We start from the raw sequence: 25332 nt of genomic DNA on the forward strand, positions 1-25332 counted from the left end.
TCGCCTTTTGTCACCTGTAAAACTGCTGCAAATCAGCCTGTTTTACCTCTTTGACCATCAGGCCCGCTCCCCCTTCCCGAAACCCAGGCCACTCCGCATCCAGTCGTCGAACGGGCGCCGGCCCAACTCTACCCGGTATGCCCACCAGCCGCGCCAGAAAACCACGCCATCCTTTCACCGGCCCAAACTCGCGCCCGTTGCGCATCTGTCCCTGGCCGCAATGCGGGCACAAATTCGGGTCTTTCTTTCCAGAAATGCCGCCAGCCAATCCAGCAGATGTGGTTTGGCGGGACTGGCAGCGCCCGCCAACGCCCAACAACGCCCACGCGTCGTCACTCGGCTTTCGCCTGGCTGTGGTGCAGCCTGTGGCTGGCGGATCCGCAGAAGCGATGGGAGCAGCGTGCAGCAAGCCGGCGGATGAATTCTAACCCCGGCTGGGTCATCTCCTTCTCCACTCCGTCTGCCCGATTGTCGCGGTAGCGGTGACGCCCTCTGGCCCGATGTGCAAGATGCGGTGGTTGCTGATGGCGATAGCGTGCAGGTAACGACCCAAATACTCGGCCAGCGTCTCTGGGCTGCGGTTGTCGGCTCCCTTACAGGCGGCGCTTCGATGTACACTCCGATTCTGGCGCGGCGCCAGCGCCTGCATCTCTTCGATTGTCTGTCCCATCGCCGCCGCGTCCCGGGCCCTGGCGCTTGCCTGTAGACCACGTTCCACTCCCTGAACCGGAAACGCCAACGCGGCGGAAGTCGGCCGACAGACCACCACCGGGAAGAGAATTACTTCTTGTGCGCCGACCGCCATCTGCCCGCCGGCCTTTGTCTTGACAACGCCCGCCGGTCACCATGCAGTGAATGTGGGGTGGAACTGTCGTCTGGCCCCAGGTGTAGGACGATGGTAAAGCCGATTTTTTCCCTTTCAGGTACTTCTCCCATAGGTCTTCAGCCGCGCCAGCCGTCTGGAACTGTAGGTCATGACCAACTGGTTTATAAGCGCACCAGGGGTTGAAGACGGTCTATGGTGGTAACCTGGTAGTAGGGACAGGGCAGCGGCGCTTTCTGCTTTTCTTCCACTGCGCCTTCTCGAAATGGCCGGAGCGGGGCAGTGGCGGTTCTTGCAGGCACAGTAAGCGATTTCCCACTGACCGCAGGAATCGCAATGGTTCAGGTGGCCGCCCAACGCCGCCGTGCGGCGGCGCAAGATGGCGTTGACTGTTTGGTTTTGTTGGTAGCTGAGGGGTGCCGCCGTCGGCAGGTATCGAGCCAGTTGCCGTTGCGCAGCACGTCGAAGACGCGTGTTTGGCGCGGGTTGCTCCGACCTTGAGGTCTGGCAAGAACATGAGACTATGGTTACCGTCGGGGCCAGAATGTCGCAAGTCCGATGCCTACGACAGGTCTGTAATTGGATGATCAAAAACTGTTCTACGGCCGCTTCGTGTTGGGCAAAGTCTGCGTTATTTGCTTCCGGCACGCCCAGTCCGGCCTCTCTGGCCAACGGATAAAACCGTTTATAGGCTGCTTTGTCAAAAGCGTACGAGCGCCCAGTTCAAGACCGCGCTTGATTTCAGCGAAGGTGGTTTTCTGAATAGTCCGGTGCGAGCGTTGCTGCGGGTCGATTTCTAAAAGACACTGCTCATGGCCCGCCGTGAGCCGGCAACGACACAGGCTGCACCGGTGCAGACCACCCTGGTAGGCGATTCTAGGCAAAGTAACCGATAACTTTATCATGACGGCTATGGTGGGCAGACATGTCAACTTCTTTGCTCTCTGAACGCTTTTGCTCTGCTAATTTGAGTCAAAAAATTTTACATACGATCGGGGAGTTGATACACGGTCTTCCTCTAGCGGAGCTTTAATCCAACGATCAGATAACCCGGCGCACCGGGTGACACAAGACGGACTGAACCAGGCCGTTCTTGCCGTGTGTCTGGTTCATCTGCGGTTGATGGGCGGTTGGCTGTAGTGTTTTGCCCTGTTTCTCGTGTGGCTCCAGTAAGCTGCTGGAGGTGTGATTTACCTTAACTGACCCTGTTTGCCCGGCATCATAAACCATTTTCGCCTTTTTGTCACCTGTAAAACTGCTGCAAATCAGCCTGTTTTTACCTCTTTTCAGCCATCAGGCCCATCCCTTCCCGAAACCCGGGCCACTCCCGCATCCAGTCGTCCGGACAGGCGCCATTGCGCTCCACCCGGTATGCCCACCAGCCGCGCCAGAAAACCCGCCATCCTTTCACCGGCCCAAACTCGCGCACGGTACGCATCCGTCCCTGACCGCAATGCGGGCACAAATTCGGGATCTTCTCCAGAAATGCCGCCAATCGCAGATGGAGTTTGGCAGGACTGGCAGCGCCCGCCAACGCCCAACAACGCCCGCGCTTGTCGTCGCCCGGCTTTCGCCTGGCTGTGGTGCAGCCCGTATGGCGGATGCGCGCAAAGCGATGGGGCGCACGTGCAGCAAAACGGCGGATGAATTCCTAACCCCGGCAGGGTCATCTCCTTCTCCACTCCGTCTGCCCATTGTCGCGGTAGCGAAGGTGACGCCCTCTGGCCCGATGTGCAAGATGCGGTGGTTGCTGATGTGATAGCGTGCGGTAACGACCGAAATACTCGGCCCAGCGTCTCTGGGCTGCGGTTGTCGGCTCCCTTGGGCGGCGCTTCGATGTACACTTCCCAATTCTGGCGCAGCGCCGCTGTCACCATCTCTTCGATTGTCTGTCCCATCGCCGCCGCGTCCCAGGCCAACTTGCCTCTGGTAACAATTCGCACTCCTGGCAAACGCGCGGCGGAAGTCAACATTGGGCCACTACCGGAAGAGGTACTTCTTGTGCCGACCCCATCTGCCGCCGGCCTTTGTCCCGACCAACGCCCCGCCGGTCACCATGCAGTGAATGTGGGGTGGAACTGTATCGTCTGGCCCCAGGTGTGCAGGACTATTGGTAAAACCAGTACCATTGGTACTTCCCCCATAGGTTCTTCAGCAGCCGCGCTCGCCGTCTGAAACAGCAGGTCATAGAGCAGCTTCTGGTTATAGCGCACCAGGGGGTTGAAGACGTGGTCTAGGGGTGAAGACAACCTGGTAGTAGGGGCAGGCAGCAGCAGCGCTTTCTGCTTTTCCAACCACGCGCCTTCCTCGAAATGGCCGCAGCCGGGGCGTAGCGTTCTTTGGGCACAGTAAGCGATTTCACCGACCGCAGGAACCGCACTGTTTCCAGGTAGCCGCCCAACGCCGCCGTGCGGAAGCGCAAGATGTCGTTGACTGCTTTGGTTTGTTGGTGCTGAGGGGTGCTGCCGTCGGCAGGCATCCAGCCAGTTGCCGGTGCGCAGCACGTCGGCGACGCTGTGTTTGGCGCGGGTTGTTTCGACCTTGATGTCTGGCAAGAACATGAGACTATGGTTCCCGTCGAGCTTAAACGTCGCAAGTCCGATGCCTCATTGACAGGTCTGGCAATTGGATGATCAAAAACTGTTCCACGGCCGCTAAAGTGTTGGGCAAAGTCTGCGTTATTTGCTTCCGGCACGCCCAGTCCGGCTCCTCTAGCCCAACGGATAAAACCGTTTATGGCCGCTTTGTCAAAGCGTAGCAGCGCCCAGTCCAAGACCGCGCTTGATTTCAGCGAAGGTGGTTTTCTGAATAGTCCGGTGCGGCCGTTGCCGCGGGTCGATTTCTAAAGATAACTGCTGCATGGCCCGCCGTGAGCCGGAAACGACACTGGCTGCACCGGTGCAGACCACCTGGTAGGCGATTCATAGGCAAAATAACCGATAACTTTATCATGACGGCTATGATGGGCAGACATGTCAACTTCTCTGCTCTCTGAACGCTTTTGCTCTGCTAATTTGAGTCAAAATTTATACGACGATCGGGAGTTGATAGGCCGGTCTTCCTCTAGCGGAGCTTTCATCTAACGATCGATAACCGGCGCACGGGCAGACACAAGACGGACTGGACCAGGCTTCGTTCTGCCCGGTGTGTCCGGTCCATCTGCGGTTAGATGGGCGGTTAGCTATAGTGTTTTGCCCTGTTTCTCGTGTGGCTCCAGTAAGCTGCTGAGGTGTGCTGTTACCTTAACTGACCCTGTTTGCCCGGCATCATAAACCATTTTTCGCCTTTTGTCACCTGCAAAACTGCTGCAAATCAGCCTGTTTTTTACCTCTTTTCAGCCATCAGGCCCACTCCCCCTTCGAAACCCGGGCCACTCCCGCATCCAGTCGTCAGACAGGCGCCGGCCGCGCTCTACCCGGTATGCCCACCAGCCGCGCCAGAAAACCACGCCATCCTTTCACCGGCCCAAACTCGCGCACGGTACGCATCTGTCCCCTGGCCGCAATGCGGGCACAAATTCGGGTCTTTCTCCAGAAATGCCGCCAGCCAATCCAGCAGATGTAGTTTGGCCGGGACTGGCAGCGCCCCGCCAACGCCCAACAACGCCCGCGCTTGTCGTCGCTCGGCTTTCGCCTGGCTGTGGTGCAGCCCGTAATGGCGGATGCGTACAAAGCGATGGGGGCAGCACGTGCAGCAAAACGGCGGATGAATTCTAACCCCGGCAGGGTCATCTCCTTCTCCACCCGTCTGCCCGATTGTCGCGGTAGCGGAAGGTGACGCCCTCTGGCCCGATGTGCAGATGCGGTGGTTGCTGATGGCGATAGCGTGCGGTAACGACCCAAATACTCGGCCAGCGTCTCTGGGCTGCGGTTGTCGGCTCCCTTGGGCGGCGCTTCGATGTACACTTCCCAATTCTGGCGCAGCGCCGCTGTCACCATCTCTTCGATTGTCTGTCCCATCGCCGCCGCGTCCCAGGCCAACTTGCCCTGCTGGGCCAATTCCCGCACTCCCTGGCAAAACGCGCGGCGGAAGTCGGCCGACAGGGCCACTACCGGGAAGAGGTACTTCTTGTGCGCCGACCGCCATCTGCCGCCGGCCTTTGTCTTGACCAACGCCCCGCCGGTCACCATGCAGTGAATGTGGGGGTGGAACTGTATCGTCTGGCCCCAGGTGTGCAGGACGATGGTAAAGCCGATTTTCCCTTTCAGGTACTTCTCCCCATAGGTCTTCAGCAGCCGCGCCGCCGTCTGGAACAGCAGGTCATAGAGCAGCTTCTGGTTATAGCGCACCAGGGGGTTGAAGACGTGGTCTATGGTGAAGACAACCTGGTAGTAGGGGCAGGGCAGCAGCAGCGCTTTCTGCTTTTCCAACCACTGCGCCTTCTCGAAATGGCCGCAGCCGGGGCAGTGGCGGTTCTTGCAGGCACAGTAAGCGATTTCCCACTGACCGCAGGAATCGCACTGTTTCAGGTAGCCGCCCAACGCCGCCGTGCGGCAGCGCAAGATGTCGTTGACTGCTTTGGTTTGTTGGTAGCTGAGGGGGTGCTGCCGTCGGCAGGTATCCAGCCAGTTGCCGGTGCGCAGCACGTCGGCGACGCTGTGTTTGGCGCGGTTGTTTCGACCTTGATGTCTGGCAAGAACATGAGACTATGGTACCCGTCGAAGCCAGAATGTCGCAAGTCCGATGCCTACGACAGGTCTGCGGTGGATGATCAAAACCGTTCTACGGCCGCTTCGTGTTGGGCAAAGTCTGCGTTATTTGCTTCCGGCACGCCCAGTCCGGCTCCTCTGGCCAACGGATAAAACCGTTTATAGGCTGCTTTGTCAAAGCGTACGCAGCGCCCAGTTCAAGACCGCGCTTGATTTCAGCGAAGGTGGTTTTCTGAATAGTCCGGTGCGGCGTTGCTGCGGGTCGATTTCTAAAAGATACTGCTGCATGGCCCGCCGTGAGCCGGCAAGACGACAGGCTGCACCGGTGCAGACCACCTGGTAGGCGATTCATAGGCAAAATAACCGATAACTTTATCGACGGCATATGATGGGCAGACATGTCAACTTCTTTGCTCTCTGAACGCTTTTGCTCTGCTAATTTGAGTCAAAATTTTACATACGATCGGGAGTTGATACACGGTCTTCCTCTAGCGGAGCTTTCATCTAACGTCACCATCAGCCGCGCTGGCGCGGGTCACCAAAACCTTTGCCATTCACCAAATAGCAAGCCGTCCGAGGCATCGCGCCAGCGTCGGCTGCATGGGTTGTTAGGTCTCTTTGCCTTTCTGAGCAACAATTTCCAACACCTTTGCCCCAAACGATCACCCCATCTTGACTGAAGACTACGAAGCCGCTTCAAGCATCGCGGCTTGTTTCAAAACATCAGTAGCCCACTGATTGATGCTCTTGCTGTTGATTTCTGCTGCTGTGGCAACTGCCATATGAATCTCTGGCGGAATCCGCAACGTCAATTTACCCGAATAGGACCGTTGCGGTGGCTGTCCGATTTTTTCGCACACTTCCAGATAGTGATCTACGGCGTCATGAAATGCGGATTCCAGTTCTTCAACGGTGCTGCCATGAAAGCCAACAATGTCTCGAATTCCGATAATGTGTCCGACAAAGATTTTATCTATAGGATCGTATTCGACTTTCGCAGAATAGTTTTGGTAAGTCATTTCGTTCATGGGGTTACTCCTGCCCTCTGCAAGAATTCGCGCACATCTTTCACGCGATAACGCAGCGCCTCTTTTCCAGGGTGGAGCCGATGAAAATCGGCGCGTTGCCCATTCAAAATGAAGGTCACCCGTGAACCACTTCCCTCAATAACCTGGCACTCAATAGCCACAAGTAAAGATTCGATGCTACGCCATTCAATGTTGCCGTTAATCGGGTCGGCAAAGATTGCGGAAAGTGTTTTGCGCTGCTTTGTGTTCATGTCAACTATGATAGCAGATTGCGCCGTCACTTTCCAGTGTTGCCGCCGCCCCTAACGCCACCGTAAGCTGCGCTGGCGCGGTAAACCAAAACCTTTGCCAATCACCAAAACGCAAGCCGTCCGAGGCTTCGCGCCAGCGTCAGCTTGACGGAATGTTAGGCGATTTTAACGTAAATCTGTCTTATGTTCTTCGATCAATTCGGTTACACGTTCAACAAACTCGCTCTGAAAGTTTCCTTTAAGCTCATCCCAAAGTCGCGTTAGGTTTTGCTGTTTAACGAAATCTTTAAGGTCACTGGCCCAAGCAGCATAAATAGCGCTATCAAGTAAGTCGTTTTGCTTTTGGTAAAATATATTCTCATGTAGGATCAACCACCAAACGAGCAAGCTTTTGTAGCGATATTTATCAACCACATCCATATTGTCGTACTTTTCTGAACCCAACACCCATAGTTCAGCCATCTGACGATCTTGTATTAGTTGCATGTTGAATGGGGATGATAATTCGACTAAGGATTGAGAGTTTGCGGTTCGTGACAGTTTGGTGTTTTCACGCAGTTCTCTCCATATAAAAACAACGGAGATAATTACGAAGAGCGCCTCTATTATTGTGGCTATGTTAGCTAAGTTGTTCAAATTCATAGATCCCACCTTCTGTGCGTGGTTGAATATTTTTACTGACACTAAATGGAAAGCCCAGGGCAAATACAGGGGGTGAGTCGGCTACCGTTAAGACTACATCATATCGATGGGTTCTCATAAATGGTCCGCCTAAGGATATGAACAGCTCGAAGCGCCATGTTTTCACACTCGTCTTCAAGCATTTCTGAAAACTCCAGTAATGCAGCATCTTCCCAAGGTTGATCCACATGAACCCACTGATTGCGAAATCTGCGTATAGTGTGAAGTTCTGTTTTTAGGTCTTCGTCTATCGGAGAATCCTCAATTAAGTCGTACAATCGGGAACGCTTACTATTTGCATATTCTGCTCGTAAATAGGTCTCGATGCCTGCAACAGCAGTCAGGATGGAAGCTAGATAAGCACCGTGAGCAAAAGCTGTATCAGCTTCTCGAACGATAAAAGAACACCACTCCGACAAAATAACACTGCCTTGTAAGAGTTCTTCGTCCAGAGTTACCAAATATGCCCAACGTTCTTCCTCATTCATGATGATTTTTGATGCCTAACGCCTTGTTCAGTTGCGCTGGCGCGGTCAGCCAACGCCTTTGCCATTCACCAAAATGCACGCCGTCCGAGGCATCGCGCCAGCGTCAACTGCAACACGTGTTAGGCGGGACGCCTGACCCATGCCTTTGCCGGCTTGCCTGAGCGAAATTGTTAATGCTTTGCACCGAATCGGACTGACGGAACAGGCTGCGACGCTGATTGTTAGCGAACATTATAATGGGAAATGGTCTGCACAGAGTAGGGCTGTTTCAAAGTAGAAAATCCAGAGTTATAGACCACCTGAGTCAAAGCCTGGAAGGCACGCATTCTCTGGAAGCATTGCTGCAAATCACGCAGAAATTTTGCTGCGTCTGCTCTCAATCGTACTTTGAAACAGCCCTATGCACATAAAAACTTCCACCCTTGTACCAATTCCCAAGGACCGTTTTGTCCGTAGGCTTTTGCCTGTACTGCACAGTTTCCATGCGAACAACTTACAATCATGTAGCTCTTAGCGCCGTCACTGTGGATATGCGATCCTCTAGCCTGTTGCATCGGTACACCGTGAACTGGACAGTATCCTTTATTTAGGCGCTCAAGTCTTTCCTTTGCAGATGGTTTTTTACGTTTCCAGAGATTGCTAAGAAAAAAGCCTTTGTCGGCCTTAAAATAGGTTTTAGCTGCTATCATGAAGGCTTTGCCAATCTCATCATCATCATGCCCAATTTCTGCAAAAGTTTCCCACATATGGCCGGCCCGATTGTCACCTTCTTCCAACCGTTTAATGATGAGCTTCGCTATCGCGTCTATTTTAAAATCACTAAGACCCCGCATTTCACCATCACTAGCAACAGAAGTAACATCTGTTAGATCAATTTCTTCAATTGCGGACAACTTTGCGGGTATCCCATGGAGCCTTTGTTCCCAGTCTTTCCATCTGCGTTCTTCAGCCTCCTTCTCGTACTGGAACTCGATATCCTCATCATCCGTTTCTTCAATTGAATATCTTTTTATTTCTTCTACTCTGTCAGTAGACCCATCCTTACGATGTAGTATGATTACTCCACCAATGCCAGATATGATGGCCGGTAGATTATCGCACGAATCATCATAAGGTTCACCTGTCTTTAAAAAAGCCTTGAGTAAAATTGCTCTTTCATGCCCGGCGTTCATAAGCAAATCCATGATGTAGTTATCTTCCATGCCCTTTAATCGCTCTCTCTGAATATATTCGGTCAATTTGGCAAACATATAGTCTTCAAGGCTATCCATTGTTTACTCCTTGTTAGACGAGTCTTGTCTTACAAGATATTTGGTTATTGGATGAAAAGTGAAAAACTCTTTTCTACGACAAGCGCAAAAAATGTAATTGGCCAGATTTTTCTCCCAAGAGAATAGTATTCTCAATCGGGCTGAATGCGCTCGCTGCAATTGGCCCATCAACAGAAAATGCGGATATTTTGTTCCCAGTTTCAAAATCCCAGAGTAGAGCAGAGCAATCATAAGAAGATGATAATATAAACTTATTGTCCGGTGTGATATTTATTCCAGATATCAAAGAAGAATGTCCTTGAAAGCATCTGACTAATTCTTTTGAGTGATTATTCCACATGTAAATATCATGACTACCCATGCCCGAAAATAGAATACATTGTCCATTAGGTGTAACTGCAATAGGTTTGATACCAATCATAGGATTGCGAATTTCCAACTTTGGTACTATTACATCATATAGTGAGCCTTGTTTTATGTCCCATACCTTGATTTCCCTGTCTTGTGCACCAGAAATCACAAATTGTCCGTCGCAACTGATGGCCAGAGACATTACCAATCCCTTATGCCTCCTAAATATGCTTATCGGTTCACCATTACTCACGTTCCAAACCTTAATAAAGTCATTAAAGGTGGAGATGACGTTTTTCCCATCAGGTGTAACAACGAATTTTAGAACTACGGCTGGATTAAATAGGTTTTTTGTAAGCGCTGGATATGTCGTGACTAATTTCCCCGAATCGATCTCCCATAGCCTAAAAGAGTCATCCTCGGATGATAGTGAAAGGATATGGGTATCATCCAAACAAGAAGAAACACACGATACACTTGCCGTGTGGCCTCGTATAGTTCTAATCAATCTGGCAGTATCGAGATCCCACACCTTTATTTCAGCATCTTCAGATCCGGTAATTGCAAGGTTCTTAGTGTGGCATACAGAAATTGAATGAACCATGCCTGAATGGGCGCAGGATTCAAGATAATGCATGGCTTAATCTCCATTTTGTGATGACATCAGAGGCAATGACTATTTGTTGACAATCAGGAGTCATTATTACGTCATTTGGTTTTCCTCGAAACTGCTTAATGGATTTGAGGTGATTCCCAGAATATATCTCCCATATGTCAACCGTATCGGTTGAGTTGAAGCCTACCGAAGCTGAGGCAATGATCCCATTACCTTTTGGCTTGCTGAGTGCTACAATAGATTTATTGTATCCACTGAACGTATGAATCACCCTGCTAAATTCGATATCAAACAAAGTAAATGTTGTAACCTCTTTATCAGTTTGGGAATTGCCAGCAGCAGCAATTAGGTACTTGTTGCCAAAGATAGCTAAATCGCTGATTGGAAGAGAAAAGGGAACCACAAGCATATTAACTATTTCCCATGTTTCTGTATTCCAGAATTTTATAGTTCCATCACTTGATCCAGAGGCAAACATCTTGGCCTCTGTAGAGAAGGCTAAACTGGTTACTGATTTATCGTGGCCTTTGATGCATTTCAACATATGACCAGTTTCAATTGTCCACAAAACAAGTTCGCCACTACTTGATCCTAGAACAACATTATCTCCATCAGGTGCAATGGTAAGAGTTTTTATCCAGGGATTTGATATGCGTTTATACGAATTTACTATTTCCCCAGTTTGTTTATCTCGAACAATTACTTTTTTTTTCTTCGTGAGCGTACCTGGAAGAGAGTATAGAATTTCACCCCCGTCGATATCCCATAGGGTTATCTTGTTTTCAGATATGCTAAGAAAATGTTTCCCGCCAGGTAAAAAAGCTAAACGAGAGTAAATTAGCTTCGGTGATGCCTCAGTCCACAGAACATCCCCTGATTTGGAATCTATGTATTTGATCCTGCCAGCAGAATCACGAGTAACAGTAATATTATTACCCAAATTACTTTCTAACTGTGTTGAGAAAGTTCCGTAAATCTTCGGTTTGGGTTCAAACGATCTTATAAAACAGCCGTTGTCTATATTCCAAAGAGTAACAATATCGCTACCACCTGCTAAAAGAAACTTACTATCGGGACTAATTTCAATACAATGGGCAGCGAAATCAATAATAAGTAACAAATCTTTGCCGGGACTTGTTAAGCTTGATGTCAGTGGAAGCAATTCTAGGTAACTTGCTGTTGCCTTGATCTGATCTAGCAGCTTCCTGATTCCCGAATTCTCGATATCTGATAAGCGTCCAACCAATTGCTGCCTAAGTTGATATTTGTCTTTTTGCAAAATGTGGGATGATAAGATTAAAGATTCACTGATTAACTCTAACTCAACATTGCCTGAGTCATTGAAATCTTCAATTAGAGAGCCTATACCGCACAGAGAAAGCTTCGCGTCAAGAAAAGGATAGCAGGTCAACACAATATATAGTCTTTTGAAGTCATCACTCTTTTTCAGCCACTCCGGCAAATATTTAACGAGGAAATCCCGCTTCTCGGGTGACAAACTTGATAGATAGTTTGAGAAACCGTTCATCTTTATCGGGACTTCCCCAAGACTAACCAGATTTGACGCCTTAATAAAGTTGCATCACAGTGAGAATCCTGCTTTGAAAGTTAAGCACTCGAATTCTGAGAAAACGCTTCATCAGACCATACTGCATCCACCATAATCCCGTAAGCCTTTCTTAAACTAACATGTTCTCCCTCAACTTCATCTTTACTAGCGATAAATTCACGGAAGCTATCGTGATATAAGCGCCATCGTTTTTGCAGCATTTCGTTACACACAATTTTTTGTTCGTACAGGAACTGCTGCCATTCAAGCAGCACAGATCGAATTTGCCTGTAGTCCTTGACGTTGGAGAATGCTGATATTAACTCAATCGAAACCGGCTCTCTAACAATAGACAGCGCTATTACTATAGGCAGTTTGTAGGTTAACCAACCCGTCTCGCTATGTTGGCGCATCCGCCCCCAGTGATCTTCATAGTAGTTTGTCAAACCAATGGGCAATTTCTCTAAAGACGTATCCTCATAAACACCGTGGTTAATGTCGCGTAGTATATAGGTCAAGTACATGAAATTGCCCTGGCTTTTTTCTGCCAGACTCTCGACAAATACTGCTTTATCGATTCCTTGATCAATAAGGTACTTCTGTATACCGAATAGGCCTAATTTACTCTCAATATACAGTTTGACATCCTCTATATTTTCCTTTTGATTCTGTTCGATATCTAGCGTCTCTTGTTCACACTCGATTCGCATATGCAAGTCAGTTCTTCTGGTTGTGACAAGGATATACACGCCTTTCGGCAGTTTATGCGGGAGACATAGCAGGTTCCTGCCAGAAATACTTCCTTGATCTTCCACCTCATCAAGGGCGTCAATCACTATTACAACTCTTTCACCTGTTTCAAGCTTCTCCGAAACTTCATTCATTAAGTGAATCAAAAAACCACCATCTTGAGCGATGTCTGGAGGTAATGAATAGTGTTCTAATTTGTATGCAGCTATCAGTTGAGCGCAGATATTTCGGAGGAAGACTTCTGAATTATTGATGCCTATTGAACGTATATTGAAATGATGGGGAGACTTGTGAGTTTTTACCCATTGTGCTGCTAAAGCCGTTTTCCCAATGCCAGGATCTCCGCGAACTATAAAATAGCCTTGTGGATTAGCCTGAGTGAAGGCATTCACTCGATCGAAAACGAATTGCCTGCCCACAAAATCACGTGTCTTATCCTTAATATACCAAGTAAAGTCCCGTGCTTGTTCCTGTATCCTAAAACTAGAACCCGCAATAGCTAGGATAAGCTCGCTTATAGGCGCATCCATCATGCTGCATAATTCGTTCAGATCGTCAACTATACTGTGTAAGGCTTCAACCAATACAGCGACGTTATCATTAATCCCATCAATCATACGCCGCTCCATTGTGACCCCAAACACCTCGCTTGCTTTTAATTCATCTCGAAGGCAGTTTGCAAAAATCTCCGCTTGTGAAGTGAAATCTATCCACTTTGGAGGATTTTCAATAGACGCCTTCCAACGATCCCCAATCAGTCGGTAATTTGGCTCACGATCGAAGCGTAGAATTTGTGCTAACTCTTCGGCAACGGATTGTTCTGTCAATGGTCCATCTTGTGCAAGCAATGGGGCGGCGATTGTAAAACGAGTTCCAACGGTAGCATAACGTCGGATCGCTTCACCTAAAGCCAGTCTAAATGCATTCTTGACTTTATCTCCCTGAAGCTTGGCCATGGCAGCATCGGCAGCTTTCTCCATTCCTTTGTCGGCGAGGGTGTCAAGCACTTTACTGGTGATAAGACCCAAAACGGCGGTGATAGCAATCGGATCAGGCATTGTCATGTCCTTTTATTTGAATTGGCTAATTGGGTATGGTTCTGAAGATACGAACATGGTTAGGCTGTAAATCTGAAGGCTGTTCTAGATAGTTTATATGCTTCGCTTATGGTGGATCTGCTTCCTTTGCAAATAGTGGCACGTCCTAACGATCAGATAACCGGCGCACCGGGCAGACACAAGACGGACTGAACCAGGCTTCGTTCTGCCCGGTGTGTCCGGTTCATCTGCGGTTAGATGGGCGGTTGGCTATAGTGTTTGCCCTGTTTCTCGTGTGGCTCCAGTAAGCTGCTGGAGGTGTGCTGTTACCTTAACTGACCCTGTTTGCCCGGCATCATAAACCATTTTTCGCCTTTTGTCACCTGTAAAACTGCTGCAAATCAGCCTGTTTTTACCTCTTTTCAGCCATCAGGCCCACTCCCCCCTTCCCGAAACCCGGGCCACTCCCGCATCCAGTCGTCAGACAGGCGCCGGCCGCGCTCTACCCGGTATGCCCACCAGCCGCGCCAGAAAACCACGCCATCCTTTCACCGGCCCAAACTCGCGCACGGTACGCATCTGTCCCTGGCCGCAATGCGGGCACAAATTCGGGTCTTTCTCCAGAAATGCCGCCAGCCAATCCAGCAGATGGTTTGGCCGGGACTGGCAGCGCCCCGCCAACGCCCAACAACGCCCGCGCTTGTCGTCGCTCGGCTTTCGCCTGGCTGTGGTGCAGCCCGTAATGGCGGATGCGCACAAAGCGATGGGGCAGCACGTGCAGCAAAAAACGGCGGATGAATTCTAACCCCGGCAGGGTCATCTCCTTCTCCACTCCGTCTGCCCGATTGTCGCGGTAGCGGAAGGTGACGCCCTCTGGCCCGATGTGCAAGATGCGGTGGTTGCTGATGGCGATAGCGTGCAGGTAACGACCCAAATACTCGGCCAGCGTCTCTGGGCTGCGGTTGTCGGCTCCCTTGGGCGGCGCTTCGATGTACACTTCCCAATTCTGGCGCAGCGCCGCTGTCACCATCTCTTCGATTGTCTGTCCCATCGCCGCCGCGTCCCAGGCCAACTTGCCCTGCTGGGCCAATTCCCGCACTCCCTGGCAAAACGCGCGGCGGAAGTCGGCCGACAGGGCCACTACCGGGAAGAGGTACTTCTTGTGCGCCGACCGCCATCTGCCGCCGGCCTTTGTCTTGACCAACGCCCCGCCGGTCACCATGCAGTGAATGTGGGGGTGGAACTGTATCGTCTGGCCCCAGGGTGCAGGACGATGGTAAAGCCGATTTTCCCTTTCAGGTACTTCTCCCCATAGGTCTTCAGCAGCCGCGCCGTCTGGAACAGCAGGTCATAGAGCAGCTTCTGGTTATAGCGCACCAGGGGTTGAAGACGTGGTCTATGGTGAAGACAACCTGGTAGTAGGGGCAGGGCAGCAGCAGCGCTTTCTGCTTTTCCAACCACTGCGCCTTCTCGAAATGGCCGCAGCCGGGGCAGTGGCGGTTCTTGCAGGCACAGTAAGCGATTTCCCACTGACCGCAGGAATCGCACTGTTTCAGGTAGCCGCCCAACGCCGCCGTGCGGCAGCGCAAGATGTCGTTGACTGCTTTGGTTTGTTGGTAGCTGAGGGGGTGCTGCCGTCGGCAGGTATCCAGCCAGTTGCCGGTGCGCAGCACGTCGGCGACGCTGTGTTTGGCGCGGGTTGTTTCGACCTTGATGTCTGGCAAGAACATGAGACTATGGTACCCGTCGAAGCCAGAATGTCGCAAGTCCGATGCCTACGACAGGTCTGGCACTTTGATGATCAAAAACTGTTCTACGGCCGCTTCGTGTTGGGCAAAGTCTGCGTTATTTGCTTCCGGCACGCCCAGTCCGGCTCCTCTGGCCAACGGATAAAACCGTTTATAGGCTGCTTTGTCAAAGCGTACGCAGCGCCCAGTTCAAGACCGCGCTTGATTTCAGCGAAGGTGGTTTTCTGAATAGTCCGGTGCGGCCGTTGCTGCGGGTCGATTTCTAAAAGATACTGCTGCATGGCCCGCCGTGAGCCGGCAATGACACAGGCTGCACCGGTGCAGACCACCCTGGTAGGCGATTCATAGGCAAAATAACCGATAACTTTATCATGACGGCTATGATGGGCAGACATGTCAACTTCTTTGCTCTCTGAACGCTTTTGCTCTGCTAATTTGAGTCAAAATTTTACATACGATCGGGAGTTGATACACGGTCTTCCTCTAGCGGAGCTTTCATCTAACGATCAGATAACCGGCGCACCGGGCAGACACAAGACGGACTGAACCAGGCTTCGTTCTGCCCGGTGTGTCCGGTTCATCTGCGGTTAGATGGGCGGTTGGCTATAGTGTTTGCCCTGTTTCTCGTGTGGCTCCAGTAAGCTGCTGGAGGTGTGCTGTTACCTTAACTGACCCTGTTTGCCCGGCATCATAAACCATTTTTCGCCTTTTGTCACCTGTAAAACTGCTGCAAATCAGCCTGTTTTTACCTCTTTTCAGCCATCAGGCCCACTCCCCCTTCCCGAAACCCGGCACTCCCGCATCCAGTCGTCAGACAGGCGCCGGCCGCGCTCTACCCGGTATGCCCACCAGCCGCGCCAGAAAACCACGCCATCCTTTCACCGGCCCAAACTCGCGCACGGTACGCATCTGTCCCTGGCCGCAATGCGGGCACAAATTCGGGTCTTTCTCCAGAAATGCCGCCAGCCAATCCAGCAGATGTAGTTTGGCCGGGACTGGCAGCGCCCCGCCAACGCCCAACAACGCCCGCGCTTGTCGTCGCTCGGCTTTCGCCTGGCTGTGGTGCAGCCCGTAATGGCGGATGCGCACAAAGCGATGGGGCAGCACGTGCAGCAAAAAACGGCGGATGAATTCTAACCCCGGCAGGGTCATCCCTTCTCCACTCCGTCCGCCCGATTGTCGCGGTAGCGGAAGGTGACGCCCTCTGGCCCGATGTGCAAGATGCGGTGGTTGCTGATGGCGATAGCGTGCAGGTAACGACCCAAATACTCGGCCAGCGTCTCTGGGCTGCGGTTGTCGGCTCCTTGGGCGGCGCTTCGATGTACACTTCCCAATTCTGGCGCAGCGCCGCTGTCACCATCTCTTCGATTGTCTGTCCCATCGCCGCCGCGTCCCAGGCCAACTTGCCCTGCTGGGCCAATTCCCGCACTCCCTGGCAAACGCGCGGCGGAAGTCGGCCGACAGGGCCACTACCGGGAAGAGGTACTTCTTTGTGCGCCGACCGCCATCTGCCGCCGGCCTTTGTCTTGACCAACGCCCCGCCGGTCACCATGCAGTGAATGTGGGGGTGGAACTGTATCGTCTGGCCCCAGGTGTGCAGGACGATGGTAAAGCCGATTTTCCCTTTCAGGTACTTCTCCCCATAGGTCTTCAGCAGCCGCGCTGTCTGGAACAGCAGGTCATAGAGCAGCTTCTGGTTATAGCGCACCAGGGGTTGAAGACGTGGTCTATGGTGAAGACAACCTGGTAGTAGGGCAGGGCAGCAGCAGCGCTTTCTGCTTTTCCAACCACTGCGCCTTCTCGAAATGGCCGCAGCCGGGGCAGTGGCGGTTCTTGCAGGCACAGTAAGCGATTTCCCACTGACCGCAGGAATCGCACTGTTTCAGGTAGCCGCCCAACGCCGCCGTGCGGCAGCGCAAGATGTCGTTGACTGCTTTGGTTTGTTGGTAGCTGAGGGGGTGCTGCCGTCGGCAGGTATCCAGCCAGTTGCCGGTGCGCAGCACGTCGGCGACGCTGTGTTTGGCGCGGGTTGTTTCGACCTTGATGTCTGGCAAGAACATGAGACTATGGTACCCGTCGAAGCCAGAATGTCGCAAGTCCGATGCCTACGACAGGTCTGGCAATTGGATGATCAAAAACTGTTCTACGGCCGCTTCGTGTTGGGCAAAGTCTGCGTTATTTGCTTCCGGCACGCCCAGTCCGGCTCCTCTGGCCAACGGATAAAACCGTTTATAGGCTGCTTTGTCAAAAGCGTACGCAGCGCCCAGTTCAAGACCGCGCTTGATTTCAGCGAAGGTGGTTTTCTGAATAGTCCGGTGCGGCCGTTGCTGCGGGTCGATTTCTAAAAGATACTGCTGCATGGCCCGCCGTGAGCCGGCAATGACACAGGCTGCACCGGTGCAGACCACCCTGGTAGGCGATTCATAGGCAAAATAACCGATAACTTTATCATGACGGCTATGATGGGCAGACATGTCAACTTCTTTGCTCTCTGAACGCTTTTGCTCTGCTAATTTGAGTCAAAATTTTACATACGATCGGGAGTTGATACACGGTCTTCCTCTAGCGGAGCTTTCATCTAACTAGATATTCGATATATTATAATATGTCGAAGATTTTCTGCCTAATACTTAGCCGAAAATCTTCTGCGTAATGCCCCCATGGAACGTTATGCCGAAAATCTTCTGCATTTTTGCCTCATTTTGCCTCAAAATAGCTCTTTTATATAGAACATTTTTTCTGTATAATTACCCGCATGGTTGCTGCGCGCGACTCATCAACCGCTCATAATCGCTAACAATACACGATGCCATAATCGGTTGTCAAGCAAACAATAGGGCTATTGACCAGTTGGCCTGCCAACCCGATCAGACGAACCAGTGAACAAAAAAGCGTGTCCCATTCTAACAAGTGATTTCATGAGTGGGCAGCACCCACCACCACAATTGAAAAGCACGAGCGAGAGCGAGAGGAAGAGGAAGAAGTCTTGCCACACTCTAGCTCTAGCTCTAGCTCTAGCTCTAGCTCTAGCTATTTTCAAGGAAGTTCTCATGACCGCTCAACGCGCCCCCAAATTGCTCGACCAGGCCCGCGAACGCGCCCGCCTCAAACACTATGCCCTCCGCACCGAAGAAGCCTACATCGGTTGGATCAAACGCTTCATCCTCTTCCACCACAAGCGCCACCCCAACGACATGGGCGCCGCCGAAATCGAAGCCTTCCTCGCCCACCTGGCCGCCTACGACCACGTCGCCCCCTCCACCCAAAACCAGGCCCTCGCCGCCCTGCTCTTCCTCTACCGCGACGTCCTCAACCAAGAAATCGGCCAGGTCAATGTCCCCTGGGCCGACAAACCCAAAAAGCTGCCCACCGTCCTCACCCCCGCCGAAGCCCAACAAGTCATCGCCTGCCTGCCCGGCGTCTACCAACTCGTCGGCAAACTGCTCTACGGCAGCGGCCTGCGTTTGCTCGAATGTCTCCGGCTGCGCGTCAAAGACATGGATTTTGCCCAAAATCTGATTGTGGTGCGCGACGGCAAAGGCGACAAAGACCGCGTCACTGTTTTGCCCCAAAGCGCCATTCCACCCCTCCAGGAACAACTACAACGCGCCCACCACTGGCACAACCGCGACCTGGAAGAAGGCTTCGGCGCTGTCTACCTGCCCGGCGCGCTCGCCCGCAAATACCCCAACGCCGGCCGCGACTGGGCCTGGCAGTACATCTTCCCTGCCGACCGCCGCTCCACCGATCCACGCAGCGGCGCCGTCCGCCGCCATCACCTGCACGAAAACAGCGTGCAAAAAGCCGTCCACAAAGCCGCCCAACTCGCCGCCATCCCCAAACCCGTCAGCCCCCACACCTTCCGCCACAGCTTCGCCACCCACCTCCTGCAAAACGGCTACGACATCCGCACCGTCCAGGAACTGCTCGGCCACGCCGACGTCAAAACCACCATGATCTACACCCACGTCCTCAACCAGGGCGGCCTGGCCGTCCGCAGCCCGTTGGACGTAATCCGTAATCCGTAATCCGTGAACCGTAATCCGTGAACCGTAAGCCGTAATCCGTAAGCCGACCACGGACCACGGAACACGGAACACGGAACACGGAATACGGAATACGGAACACGGAACACGGAACACGGAATACGGAACACGGAACAAAGTGCAAAATGGAAAAACTAACCTATACCCACAGCTTTCGCGGGTTGCTTGCCTATAAGTTGGCACGTGAATTATCATTGCTTGTCTTCGAGCGCACGAAAAAGTTTCCTAAAGAGGAGGCTTATGCGCTCACAGATCAGATTCGACGTTCGTCCCGCTCTATTGGCGCGAACATCGCCGAAGCCTGGGCAAAACGTCGCTACGAAAAGCACTTTATCAGCAAACTGACAGATGCGGATGGCGAACAGCAAGAAACGCAGCATTGGATCGAAACGGCCGTTGACTGCCACTATCTCACTCCCGCCGAAGCCAACCAGCTTCTATCCCACTGTCAGCGCATTGGCCAACTCATCGGCGGCATGATCAGCAAAGCCGACCAATTTTGCAACCCCGAAAACTACCTGCGCGAATCGCCAGCCGAGTATTTTACCGAGAATGAAGCGTAAGTCGTTATCCGTAATCCGTAAGCCGTAAGCCGTAAGCCGTAATCCGTAAGCCGTAATCCGTAAGCCGAACACGGAACACGGAACACGGAACACGGAACACGGAACACGGAACACGGACCACGGACCACGGACCACGGACCACGGAACACGGAATACGGAATACGGAATACAAAAATGCCCGAACCCCAAATCACCCACCTGCGCCAACAAATCAATTACCATCTGCACCGCTACCATGTCCTCGACGCCCCCGTCATCAGCGACGCCGAGTACGATGAACTCTACCGCCAACTGGTGGAACTAGAGGCCGCCCACCCCGACCTCATCACCCCAGACTCCCCCACCCAACGCGCCGGCGCGCCGCCCCAAAGCGCCTTCGCCAAAGTGGTCCACCCCGCCCCCATCCTCAGCCTGGCCAACGCCTTCAACATGGCCGACTTCTACGCCTGGCGCGCCCGCATCGGTCGCCTCCTGCCCGACCCCGACGTGCCCCTGGACTTCACCGTCGAACCCAAGCTCGATGGCCTCAGCGTCGTCCTCACCTACCAGGACGGCCGTTTCACCCAAGGCGCCACCCGCGGCGACGGCCAGATCGGCGAAGACATCACCCCCAACCTCCGCACCCTCCGCGCCCTCCCCCCCCACATCCCCGTCGCCCCACTCCCAACTCCCAACTCCCAACTCCCAACTTATCTTGTTGTCCGCGGCGAAGCCTTCTTCCCCCTCGACAAATTCGACTCCTTCAACGCCGACCGCCTGGCCGCCGGTGAAGCCGCCTACATGAACCCGCGCAACGCCGCCGCCGGCTCCCTGCGCCAGCTCGATTCAGCCATCACCGCCCAACGGCCGTTAACCCTCTACGTCTATGATTTTGTCGCCTGGCAAGGGGGCCGCGTGCCCGATACCCAGTGGGAACGGCTGCAGCTGCTGCGCGCCTGGGGCTTCCCCGTCTCCCCCGACAGCCAATACTGCCCCGACCTGGCCGCCGTCGCCGCCGCCTACGAGCGCTGGGCCACCTATCGCAACACCATCAACTATGAAGTAGACGGCATCGTCGCCAAAATCAACAACCGCCCCCTGGCCGACAGCCTCGGCTTCGTCGGCAAAGACCCCCGCGGAGCCATCGCCCTCAAATTCCCCGCCCAGGAAAAAACCACCCGCCTGCTCGACGTGGTCGTCAGCGTTGGGCGCACCGGTATCCTGGCCCCGGCGGCCGTGTTGGAGCCGGTAGAGATTGGCGGCGTCATCGTGCGCAATGCCACCCTGCACAACTACGACGAAATCGCCCGCAAAGACATCCGCATCGGTGACTACGTGCTGGTCAAACGCGCCGGTGAAGTCATCCCCTACATCGTTGGCCCCGTCATAGACAGGCGCGATGGCACAGAGCGCATTGTGATGAAGCCCAGCCACTGCCCCGCCTGCGGCGAACCGGCCATACAGCCCCCCGGTGAAGTCGCCATCTACTGCGACAACCCCGCCTGCCCAGAACAGCTTGTGCGCCGTGTCGAATACTTCGTCAGCCGCGACGCTATGGACATCGAGAGCTTCGGCGGCCAAACGGCCGTCCTCCTCACCGAAAAGCGCCTCATCCACGACATCGCCGACATCTACTATTTAAATAAGGAAACACTGCTCGATCTGGAAGGCTTCAAAGACAAAAAAGTCGACAACCTGCTGGCCGGCGTCGAAGCCAGCAAAAGCCGCCCGCCAGAACGCCTGCTGGCGGCGCTGGGCATTCGCTTCGTCGGCAGCGTCGTCGCCGCCCTGCTCATCGGCCAACTGGGCGGCATAGATGAAATCGCCGCCGCCACCCAGGAGCAGTTGCAAGCGATAGAGGGGATTGGGCCGGGCACGGCCGTCTCCGTCACCACCTGGTTCGCCAACGACAAAAACCGCGCCGTCCTGGAAAAACTACGCGCCGCCGGGCTGCGCTTTGCCCTGGAGCGAACGGCCGTCGCCGCAGCCACGCCGCAGCCCCTCGCCAACCTCACCTTTGTCATCACCGGAACCCTGCCCAGCCTCAGCCGCGGCGCAGCCAAAGCGCTCATCGAGCAGCACGGCGGCAAAGTCACCGGCAGCGTCAGCAAAAACACCAGTTACCTGCTCGCCGGCGAAAACGCCGGCAGCAAACTCGCCAAAGCACAGCAGCTAGGCATCCCCATCCTCGACGAACCCACCCTCCGTAAAATGCTGGTCGGTGCGCAGCCCGTGTTATAATTCAATCTACTTGGAGGATAGACACACATGTTGACTCTGGAAATTCATGACAAGGCATTGGCCAGCCAGATAAGTAAACTGTTGGATCAGGATTTCGAGAATAATCCTGATAAGATGCTCGACGAACTGATTCGCCACTACGTTCGTCAGCAAGAAAGGCTGCAATACAGTGGCATTCTCGCCTGGGAAAGCGATGGCCTTGCCTACCAAAAGGTAATTCGCCATGAGTGGCAGTAGCCTGTTACTAGACACCAACGCCTTCATTTACTTTTTTGAAGGCCGCCGATCAGTAACCCAATTGGTTGCTCAAGCGCCAATTGTTTACTATTGTCCAATTTCTGAAATCGAACTTCTCTCTTCATCACGCTTATCTCAGCCGGAAATTTTGCAAATAAAAGCGTTTCTTGCATTGTGTGAAAGGATTGACCTCTCCTCAGAAGTAGTAGCGCTGACCATTCGTATCCGGCGCGAGTATAAACAGAAAATTCCAGACGCTATTGTGGCGGCATCAGCCCTGTTTGCCGGTGTCCCCCTGGTTACCGCCGATGCAGATTTCAAGAATATTGACGTGCTGAACCTGATCACCGACATCTTGTCCTGATCACCTGGACTCACCTTCGTCATCACCGGAACCCTGCCCATCTCAGCGAAGATGATCTGCACCGGCTGTTCACCTCGTCTGCCAACACCGGGCAGGTTCCCGAAAACCTCTTCGGTCTATAGATCAAGAGTAAGCATTCAGTCCCTTTTAGGCATGGTTCAAAACGCGGAAGTTATCCTTTACAAATTAGTCCGCGAATTGGGCGTGGTTCATCGAGCGAAGCATCTTCTTTACAAATTTACGCTGAATTGTCATGCTGAGCGCAGTCTTCGGAGCGAAGCATCCCCCTCCCACCAGAAGAACGGGATGCTTCGGAGGATGCTTCGGCAAGCTCAGCACAGGCTCTCAGACCTTGTCCTGAGCAACGCCGAAGGAATGACGCGCTTTCTTGCCAAATTTGTAAAGCACAGCTTACTTGTAATAAACCATGCCCCTTTTTGCAATAGTACACAGATGAACACAGATTCAAATCATCCAAAATCTGTGTTCATCTGTGAAAATCTGTGTCCCATTTGTTTGGACATGAACGTTACGATCAAGAAGGTAAACAATTGAAGATACCCGCTTTATTTTTCTTTCTCGCGCACTTGCTGGGCAGTGTGGCCTGCGCCGCTGAACCAACGGCCGTCAGCACAACCGTTCCCACCCTCACGGCCGTCGCCCCCACCACCCTGCCCACCATCCCCCCCACAACAACGGCCGCTGCCAGTCCCACTGCCGCCCCGCCCACCGCCATCCCAACCCCCACCCCCTTTGCCCCACCAGACATCCATTACCTGCAAGCGGCCGTAGACGCCGCCCTGGCCGACTTCAGCGGCCTCAGCAGCTATGTCATCATAGACCTCAGCAACGGCGAGCAGATCAGCCACGATCCCAACCTGGCAATCGCCGGGTCGAGCCTCATCAAAATCGGGCTGCTGGTCCAGATATTTCGCGCTCTAGACCGCCCGCCCGACATCGAACAGACCAAACTGCTCACCCAGACCACCACCGTCTCCAGCAACTTCGCCGCCAACCTGCTGCTGCGCGATGTGGTTGGCGGCGGCGACATCTTTGCCGGCGCCGACCGGCTCACCCAGGCGATGCGCGAATTGGGGCTGTACAACACCTTTATCGCCGTGCCCTACGACATGGAACCGCCCGACGGCCGTATGCCAACCTACCTCACCCCCGCCAACCAACGTACCGACCGCACCACCTACCCCGACCCCTATCGCCAGACCACCATCGGCGACCTGGCCGCCCTCGCCCACCTGATCTACGACTGCGCCCAACACGACGCCGGTCTTCTACGCGACGCCTACGGCGCGCAGCTCACCCAGACAGAATGCCAGGACCTCCTGGACCTGCTAAAAGAAAACAACCTGGCCCGCCTGCTGGAACGCGGCCTGCCCGATGGCGTCGTCATGGCCCACAAAGTTGGCTGGATTGATGATACGCATGGCAACATCGGCATCGTCTACGGTCCAGAGCAAGATTATCTGATCGCCCTGGCTCTCTACGCGCCGGGTTGGTTAGAGTGGGACATCAGCGCCCCCATTTTTGCGCAAATCTCCCGTCTGGCCTACGCCCACTTTAACGATCCCGACGCCTACCCCGTCGACATATTGGCCGCGCCGCCGGCCATCCCGCCCACGCCTACGCCACTGCCCCCGCCAGACTATCCCCAGGCCATCGTCTTTGGCACGCGCGGCGTCGGCTTAACCCTGCGCGCCACCCCCGGCGGCGCGGAAATTGCCATTTTACCCGAAGGCACAGTCGTCAGCCTGCTGCCCACGCCAGCCCAAACCGAGGGCGGCCTCACCTGGCGGCGCATCCGCACCCCGGCCGGTGACGAAGGCTGGGTGGGCGAGCTGTTCCTGACGTTTGATTGACCATCACCCAGCGCAAGAATCCACAACTATGCTAAAATCCAACAGTTCTCAAATTATCATAGTGTATGGTAGGGGCGGGACGGCGCGGACAGACCACAGCCGCAGCGGACGGCCTTTTTCCGCGCCGTCTCGCCCAATCCGAGGTCGGCAAATATGAGTCAAACACAAGACAACCATCATGAACAACAAGAAGCGCAGAAACAGCAGCACCTTCGGCTGATCACCATCGGCGCTATTGGCTTATTGGTTCTGGGCCTGATGGGGCTGTGGTGGGTCAGCCAGCAGCCCGGCAGCCACCGTCAAACGGCCGTCACCGCCGGTCCACCACAAATGGGCCAACCCGCCCCCGATTTCAGCCTCGCCAACCTGGAAGGCGGCCAGATCAGCCTATCCGATTATGATGGGCAGGTGGTGGTCGTCAACTTCTGGGCGACCTGGTGCCCGCCTTGCAAAGCGGAAATGCCAGACATCAACGCCTATTACGAAGCCAACCGCGCCGATGGACTGGTTGTATTGGCCGTGAACGCCCAGGAAGACAAGAATACCGTCAGCCGTTTTATTCAGGCCAATGGCTTTTCCTTTCCGGTGCTGCTAGACAGCGACGGCCGTGTCGAACAGCAGTACCAGGTGCGCAGCTTCCCCACCACCTATGTCATAGACCGCGACGGCCGTGTCGTCTACATACACAACGGTCTCATCTCGCTAGATGTGCTGACGGCCGTACTCGCCCCTCTGCTTTCCTGACGCCCGCGCCAGGCGTAAACCGTAATCCGTAATCCGTAATCC

Annotated in this window: 26 protein-coding genes and 2 pseudogenes; 8 read left to right on the top strand and 20 right to left on the bottom strand. The window is 53.7% G+C overall.

Going from position 1 to position 25332, the window contains the following annotated elements; genetic code table 11:
* Nucleotides 1–439: 439 nt before the first annotated feature.
* Both IPM39_25440 and IPM39_25445 read right to left on the bottom strand, forming a co-directional pair.
* Nucleotides 440–805: a transposase gene (locus IPM39_25440; protein MBK8989365.1), complete on the bottom strand. Its 366-nt coding sequence runs from the start codon at nt 803–805 to the stop codon at nt 440–442.
* Between the two features lie 294 nt (nt 806–1099).
* Nucleotides 1100–1267, bottom strand: a pseudogene (locus IPM39_25445) (transposase zinc-binding domain-containing protein).
* Nucleotides 1268–2308: 1041 nt separating this feature from the next.
* Here IPM39_25445 and IPM39_25450 point away from each other — a divergent pair.
* On the top strand, nt 2309–2470 hold the full coding sequence (locus IPM39_25450) for a hypothetical protein (protein MBK8989366.1): 162 nt from the start codon (nt 2309–2311) through the stop codon (nt 2468–2470).
* A 404-nt stretch (nt 2471–2874) separates the two neighbouring features.
* On the opposite strand, the gene IPM39_25455 is transcribed toward IPM39_25450, so the two are convergent.
* From IPM39_25455 to IPM39_25540, 18 genes and pseudogenes are all read right to left on the bottom strand, one after another.
* Nucleotides 2875–3384: a hypothetical protein gene (locus tag IPM39_25455; GenBank protein MBK8989367.1), complete on the bottom strand. Its 510-nt coding sequence runs from the start codon at nt 3382–3384 to the stop codon at nt 2875–2877.
* An 828-nt stretch (nt 3385–4212) separates the two neighbouring features.
* A complete protein-coding gene (locus IPM39_25460) occupies nt 4213–5409 on the bottom strand; it encodes a transposase zinc-binding domain-containing protein (GenBank protein MBK8989368.1) in 1197 nt (398 codons plus the stop codon).
* A 746-nt stretch (nt 5410–6155) separates the two neighbouring features.
* Nucleotides 6156–6500, bottom strand: a complete 345-nt coding sequence (locus IPM39_25465) for a type II toxin-antitoxin system HicB family antitoxin (GenBank protein MBK8989369.1) — start codon at nt 6498–6500, stop codon at nt 6156–6158.
* On the bottom strand, nt 6497–6751 hold the full coding sequence (locus tag IPM39_25470) for a type II toxin-antitoxin system HicA family toxin (protein ID MBK8989370.1): 255 nt from the start codon (nt 6749–6751) through the stop codon (nt 6497–6499). Before IPM39_25470 ends, IPM39_25465 begins: the two co-directional genes overlap by 4 nt.
* A gap of 165 nt (nt 6752–6916) precedes the next feature.
* The gene (locus tag IPM39_25475) at nt 6917–7393 is read right to left on the bottom strand and encodes a hypothetical protein (GenBank protein ID MBK8989371.1); all 477 of its coding nucleotides are present in this window, start codon (nt 7391–7393) and stop codon (nt 6917–6919) included.
* Between the two features lie 98 nt (nt 7394–7491).
* On the bottom strand, nt 7492–7920 hold the full coding sequence (locus tag IPM39_25480) for a hypothetical protein (GenBank protein ID MBK8989372.1): 429 nt from the start codon (nt 7918–7920) through the stop codon (nt 7492–7494).
* Between the two features lie 398 nt (nt 7921–8318).
* Entirely contained in the window at nt 8319–9191 is an 873-nt protein-coding gene (locus tag IPM39_25485) for a hypothetical protein (protein ID MBK8989373.1), read from the bottom strand.
* 73 nt (nt 9192–9264) lie between these two features.
* On the bottom strand, nt 9265–10179 hold the full coding sequence (locus IPM39_25490) for a WD40 repeat domain-containing protein (GenBank protein ID MBK8989374.1): 915 nt from the start codon (nt 10177–10179) through the stop codon (nt 9265–9267).
* Entirely contained in the window at nt 10166–11686 is a 1521-nt protein-coding gene (locus tag IPM39_25495; protein ID MBK8989375.1) for a hypothetical protein, read from the bottom strand. Before IPM39_25495 ends, IPM39_25490 begins: the two co-directional genes overlap by 14 nt.
* A gap of 80 nt (nt 11687–11766) precedes the next feature.
* A complete protein-coding gene (locus IPM39_25500; protein MBK8989376.1) occupies nt 11767–13515 on the bottom strand; it encodes an NACHT domain-containing protein in 1749 nt (582 codons plus the stop codon).
* A 481-nt stretch (nt 13516–13996) separates the two neighbouring features.
* A complete protein-coding gene (locus IPM39_25505) occupies nt 13997–14716 on the bottom strand; it encodes a transposase (GenBank protein MBK8989377.1) in 720 nt (239 codons plus the stop codon).
* 97 nt (nt 14717–14813) lie between these two features.
* Nucleotides 14814–15224 carry a transposase zinc-binding domain-containing protein gene (locus IPM39_25510; GenBank protein ID MBK8989378.1) on the bottom strand — a complete coding sequence of 137 codons (411 nt, stop codon included), beginning with the start codon at nt 15222–15224 and terminating at the stop codon, nt 14814–14816.
* An 83-nt stretch (nt 15225–15307) separates the two neighbouring features.
* Nucleotides 15308–15637 carry a hypothetical protein gene (locus IPM39_25515; GenBank protein ID MBK8989379.1) on the bottom strand — a complete coding sequence of 110 codons (330 nt, stop codon included), beginning with the start codon at nt 15635–15637 and terminating at the stop codon, nt 15308–15310.
* Nucleotides 15638–16052: 415 nt separating this feature from the next.
* The gene (locus IPM39_25520; GenBank protein MBK8989380.1) at nt 16053–16394 is read right to left on the bottom strand and encodes a transposase; all 342 of its coding nucleotides are present in this window, start codon (nt 16392–16394) and stop codon (nt 16053–16055) included.
* Complete coding sequence (locus IPM39_25525; protein MBK8989381.1) at nt 16391–16576, bottom strand: transposase; 186 nt, start codon at nt 16574–16576, stop codon at nt 16391–16393. Before IPM39_25525 ends, IPM39_25520 begins: the two co-directional genes overlap by 4 nt.
* A pseudogene (locus IPM39_25530) lies at nt 16531–17085 on the bottom strand (transposase). Before IPM39_25530 ends, IPM39_25525 begins: the two are co-directional and overlap by 46 nt.
* Entirely contained in the window at nt 16970–17302 is a 333-nt protein-coding gene (locus tag IPM39_25535) for a transposase zinc-binding domain-containing protein (protein MBK8989382.1), read from the bottom strand. The pseudogene IPM39_25530 and the gene IPM39_25535 overlap by 116 nt, the downstream one beginning before the upstream one ends.
* 45 nt (nt 17303–17347) lie before the next feature.
* Nucleotides 17348–17716, bottom strand: a complete 369-nt coding sequence (locus IPM39_25540; protein MBK8989383.1) for a hypothetical protein — start codon at nt 17714–17716, stop codon at nt 17348–17350.
* A 576-nt stretch (nt 17717–18292) separates the two neighbouring features.
* Here IPM39_25540 and IPM39_25545 point away from each other — a divergent pair.
* From IPM39_25545 to IPM39_25575, 7 genes are all read left to right on the top strand, one after another.
* Entirely contained in the window at nt 18293–19270 is a 978-nt protein-coding gene (locus IPM39_25545; GenBank protein ID MBK8989384.1) for an integron integrase, read from the top strand.
* A 143-nt stretch (nt 19271–19413) separates the two neighbouring features.
* Complete coding sequence (locus IPM39_25550) at nt 19414–19851, top strand: four helix bundle protein (GenBank protein MBK8989385.1); 438 nt, start codon at nt 19414–19416, stop codon at nt 19849–19851.
* Nucleotides 19852–20025: 174 nt separating this feature from the next.
* On the top strand, nt 20026–22071 hold the full coding sequence (gene ligA / locus IPM39_25555) for an NAD-dependent DNA ligase LigA (GenBank protein ID MBK8989386.1): 2046 nt from the start codon (nt 20026–20028) through the stop codon (nt 22069–22071).
* A gap of 27 nt (nt 22072–22098) precedes the next feature.
* Entirely contained in the window at nt 22099–22308 is a 210-nt protein-coding gene (locus IPM39_25560; GenBank protein ID MBK8989387.1) for a hypothetical protein, read from the top strand.
* Nucleotides 22295–22672, top strand: a complete 378-nt coding sequence (locus IPM39_25565) for a type II toxin-antitoxin system VapC family toxin (protein ID MBK8989388.1) — start codon at nt 22295–22297, stop codon at nt 22670–22672. The genes IPM39_25560 and IPM39_25565 overlap by 14 nt, the downstream gene beginning before the upstream one ends.
* A 551-nt stretch (nt 22673–23223) precedes the next feature.
* Nucleotides 23224–24546: a serine hydrolase gene (locus tag IPM39_25570; GenBank protein ID MBK8989389.1), complete on the top strand. Its 1323-nt coding sequence runs from the start codon at nt 23224–23226 to the stop codon at nt 24544–24546.
* Nucleotides 24547–24699: 153 nt separating this feature from the next.
* Complete coding sequence (locus IPM39_25575) at nt 24700–25290, top strand: TlpA family protein disulfide reductase (GenBank protein ID MBK8989390.1); 591 nt, start codon at nt 24700–24702, stop codon at nt 25288–25290.
* Nucleotides 25291–25332 lie beyond the last annotated feature (42 nt).

This window comes from Candidatus Leptovillus gracilis, from assembly GCA_016716065.1.
Classification (GTDB): domain Bacteria; phylum Chloroflexota; class Anaerolineae; order Promineifilales; family Promineifilaceae; genus Leptovillus; species Leptovillus gracilis.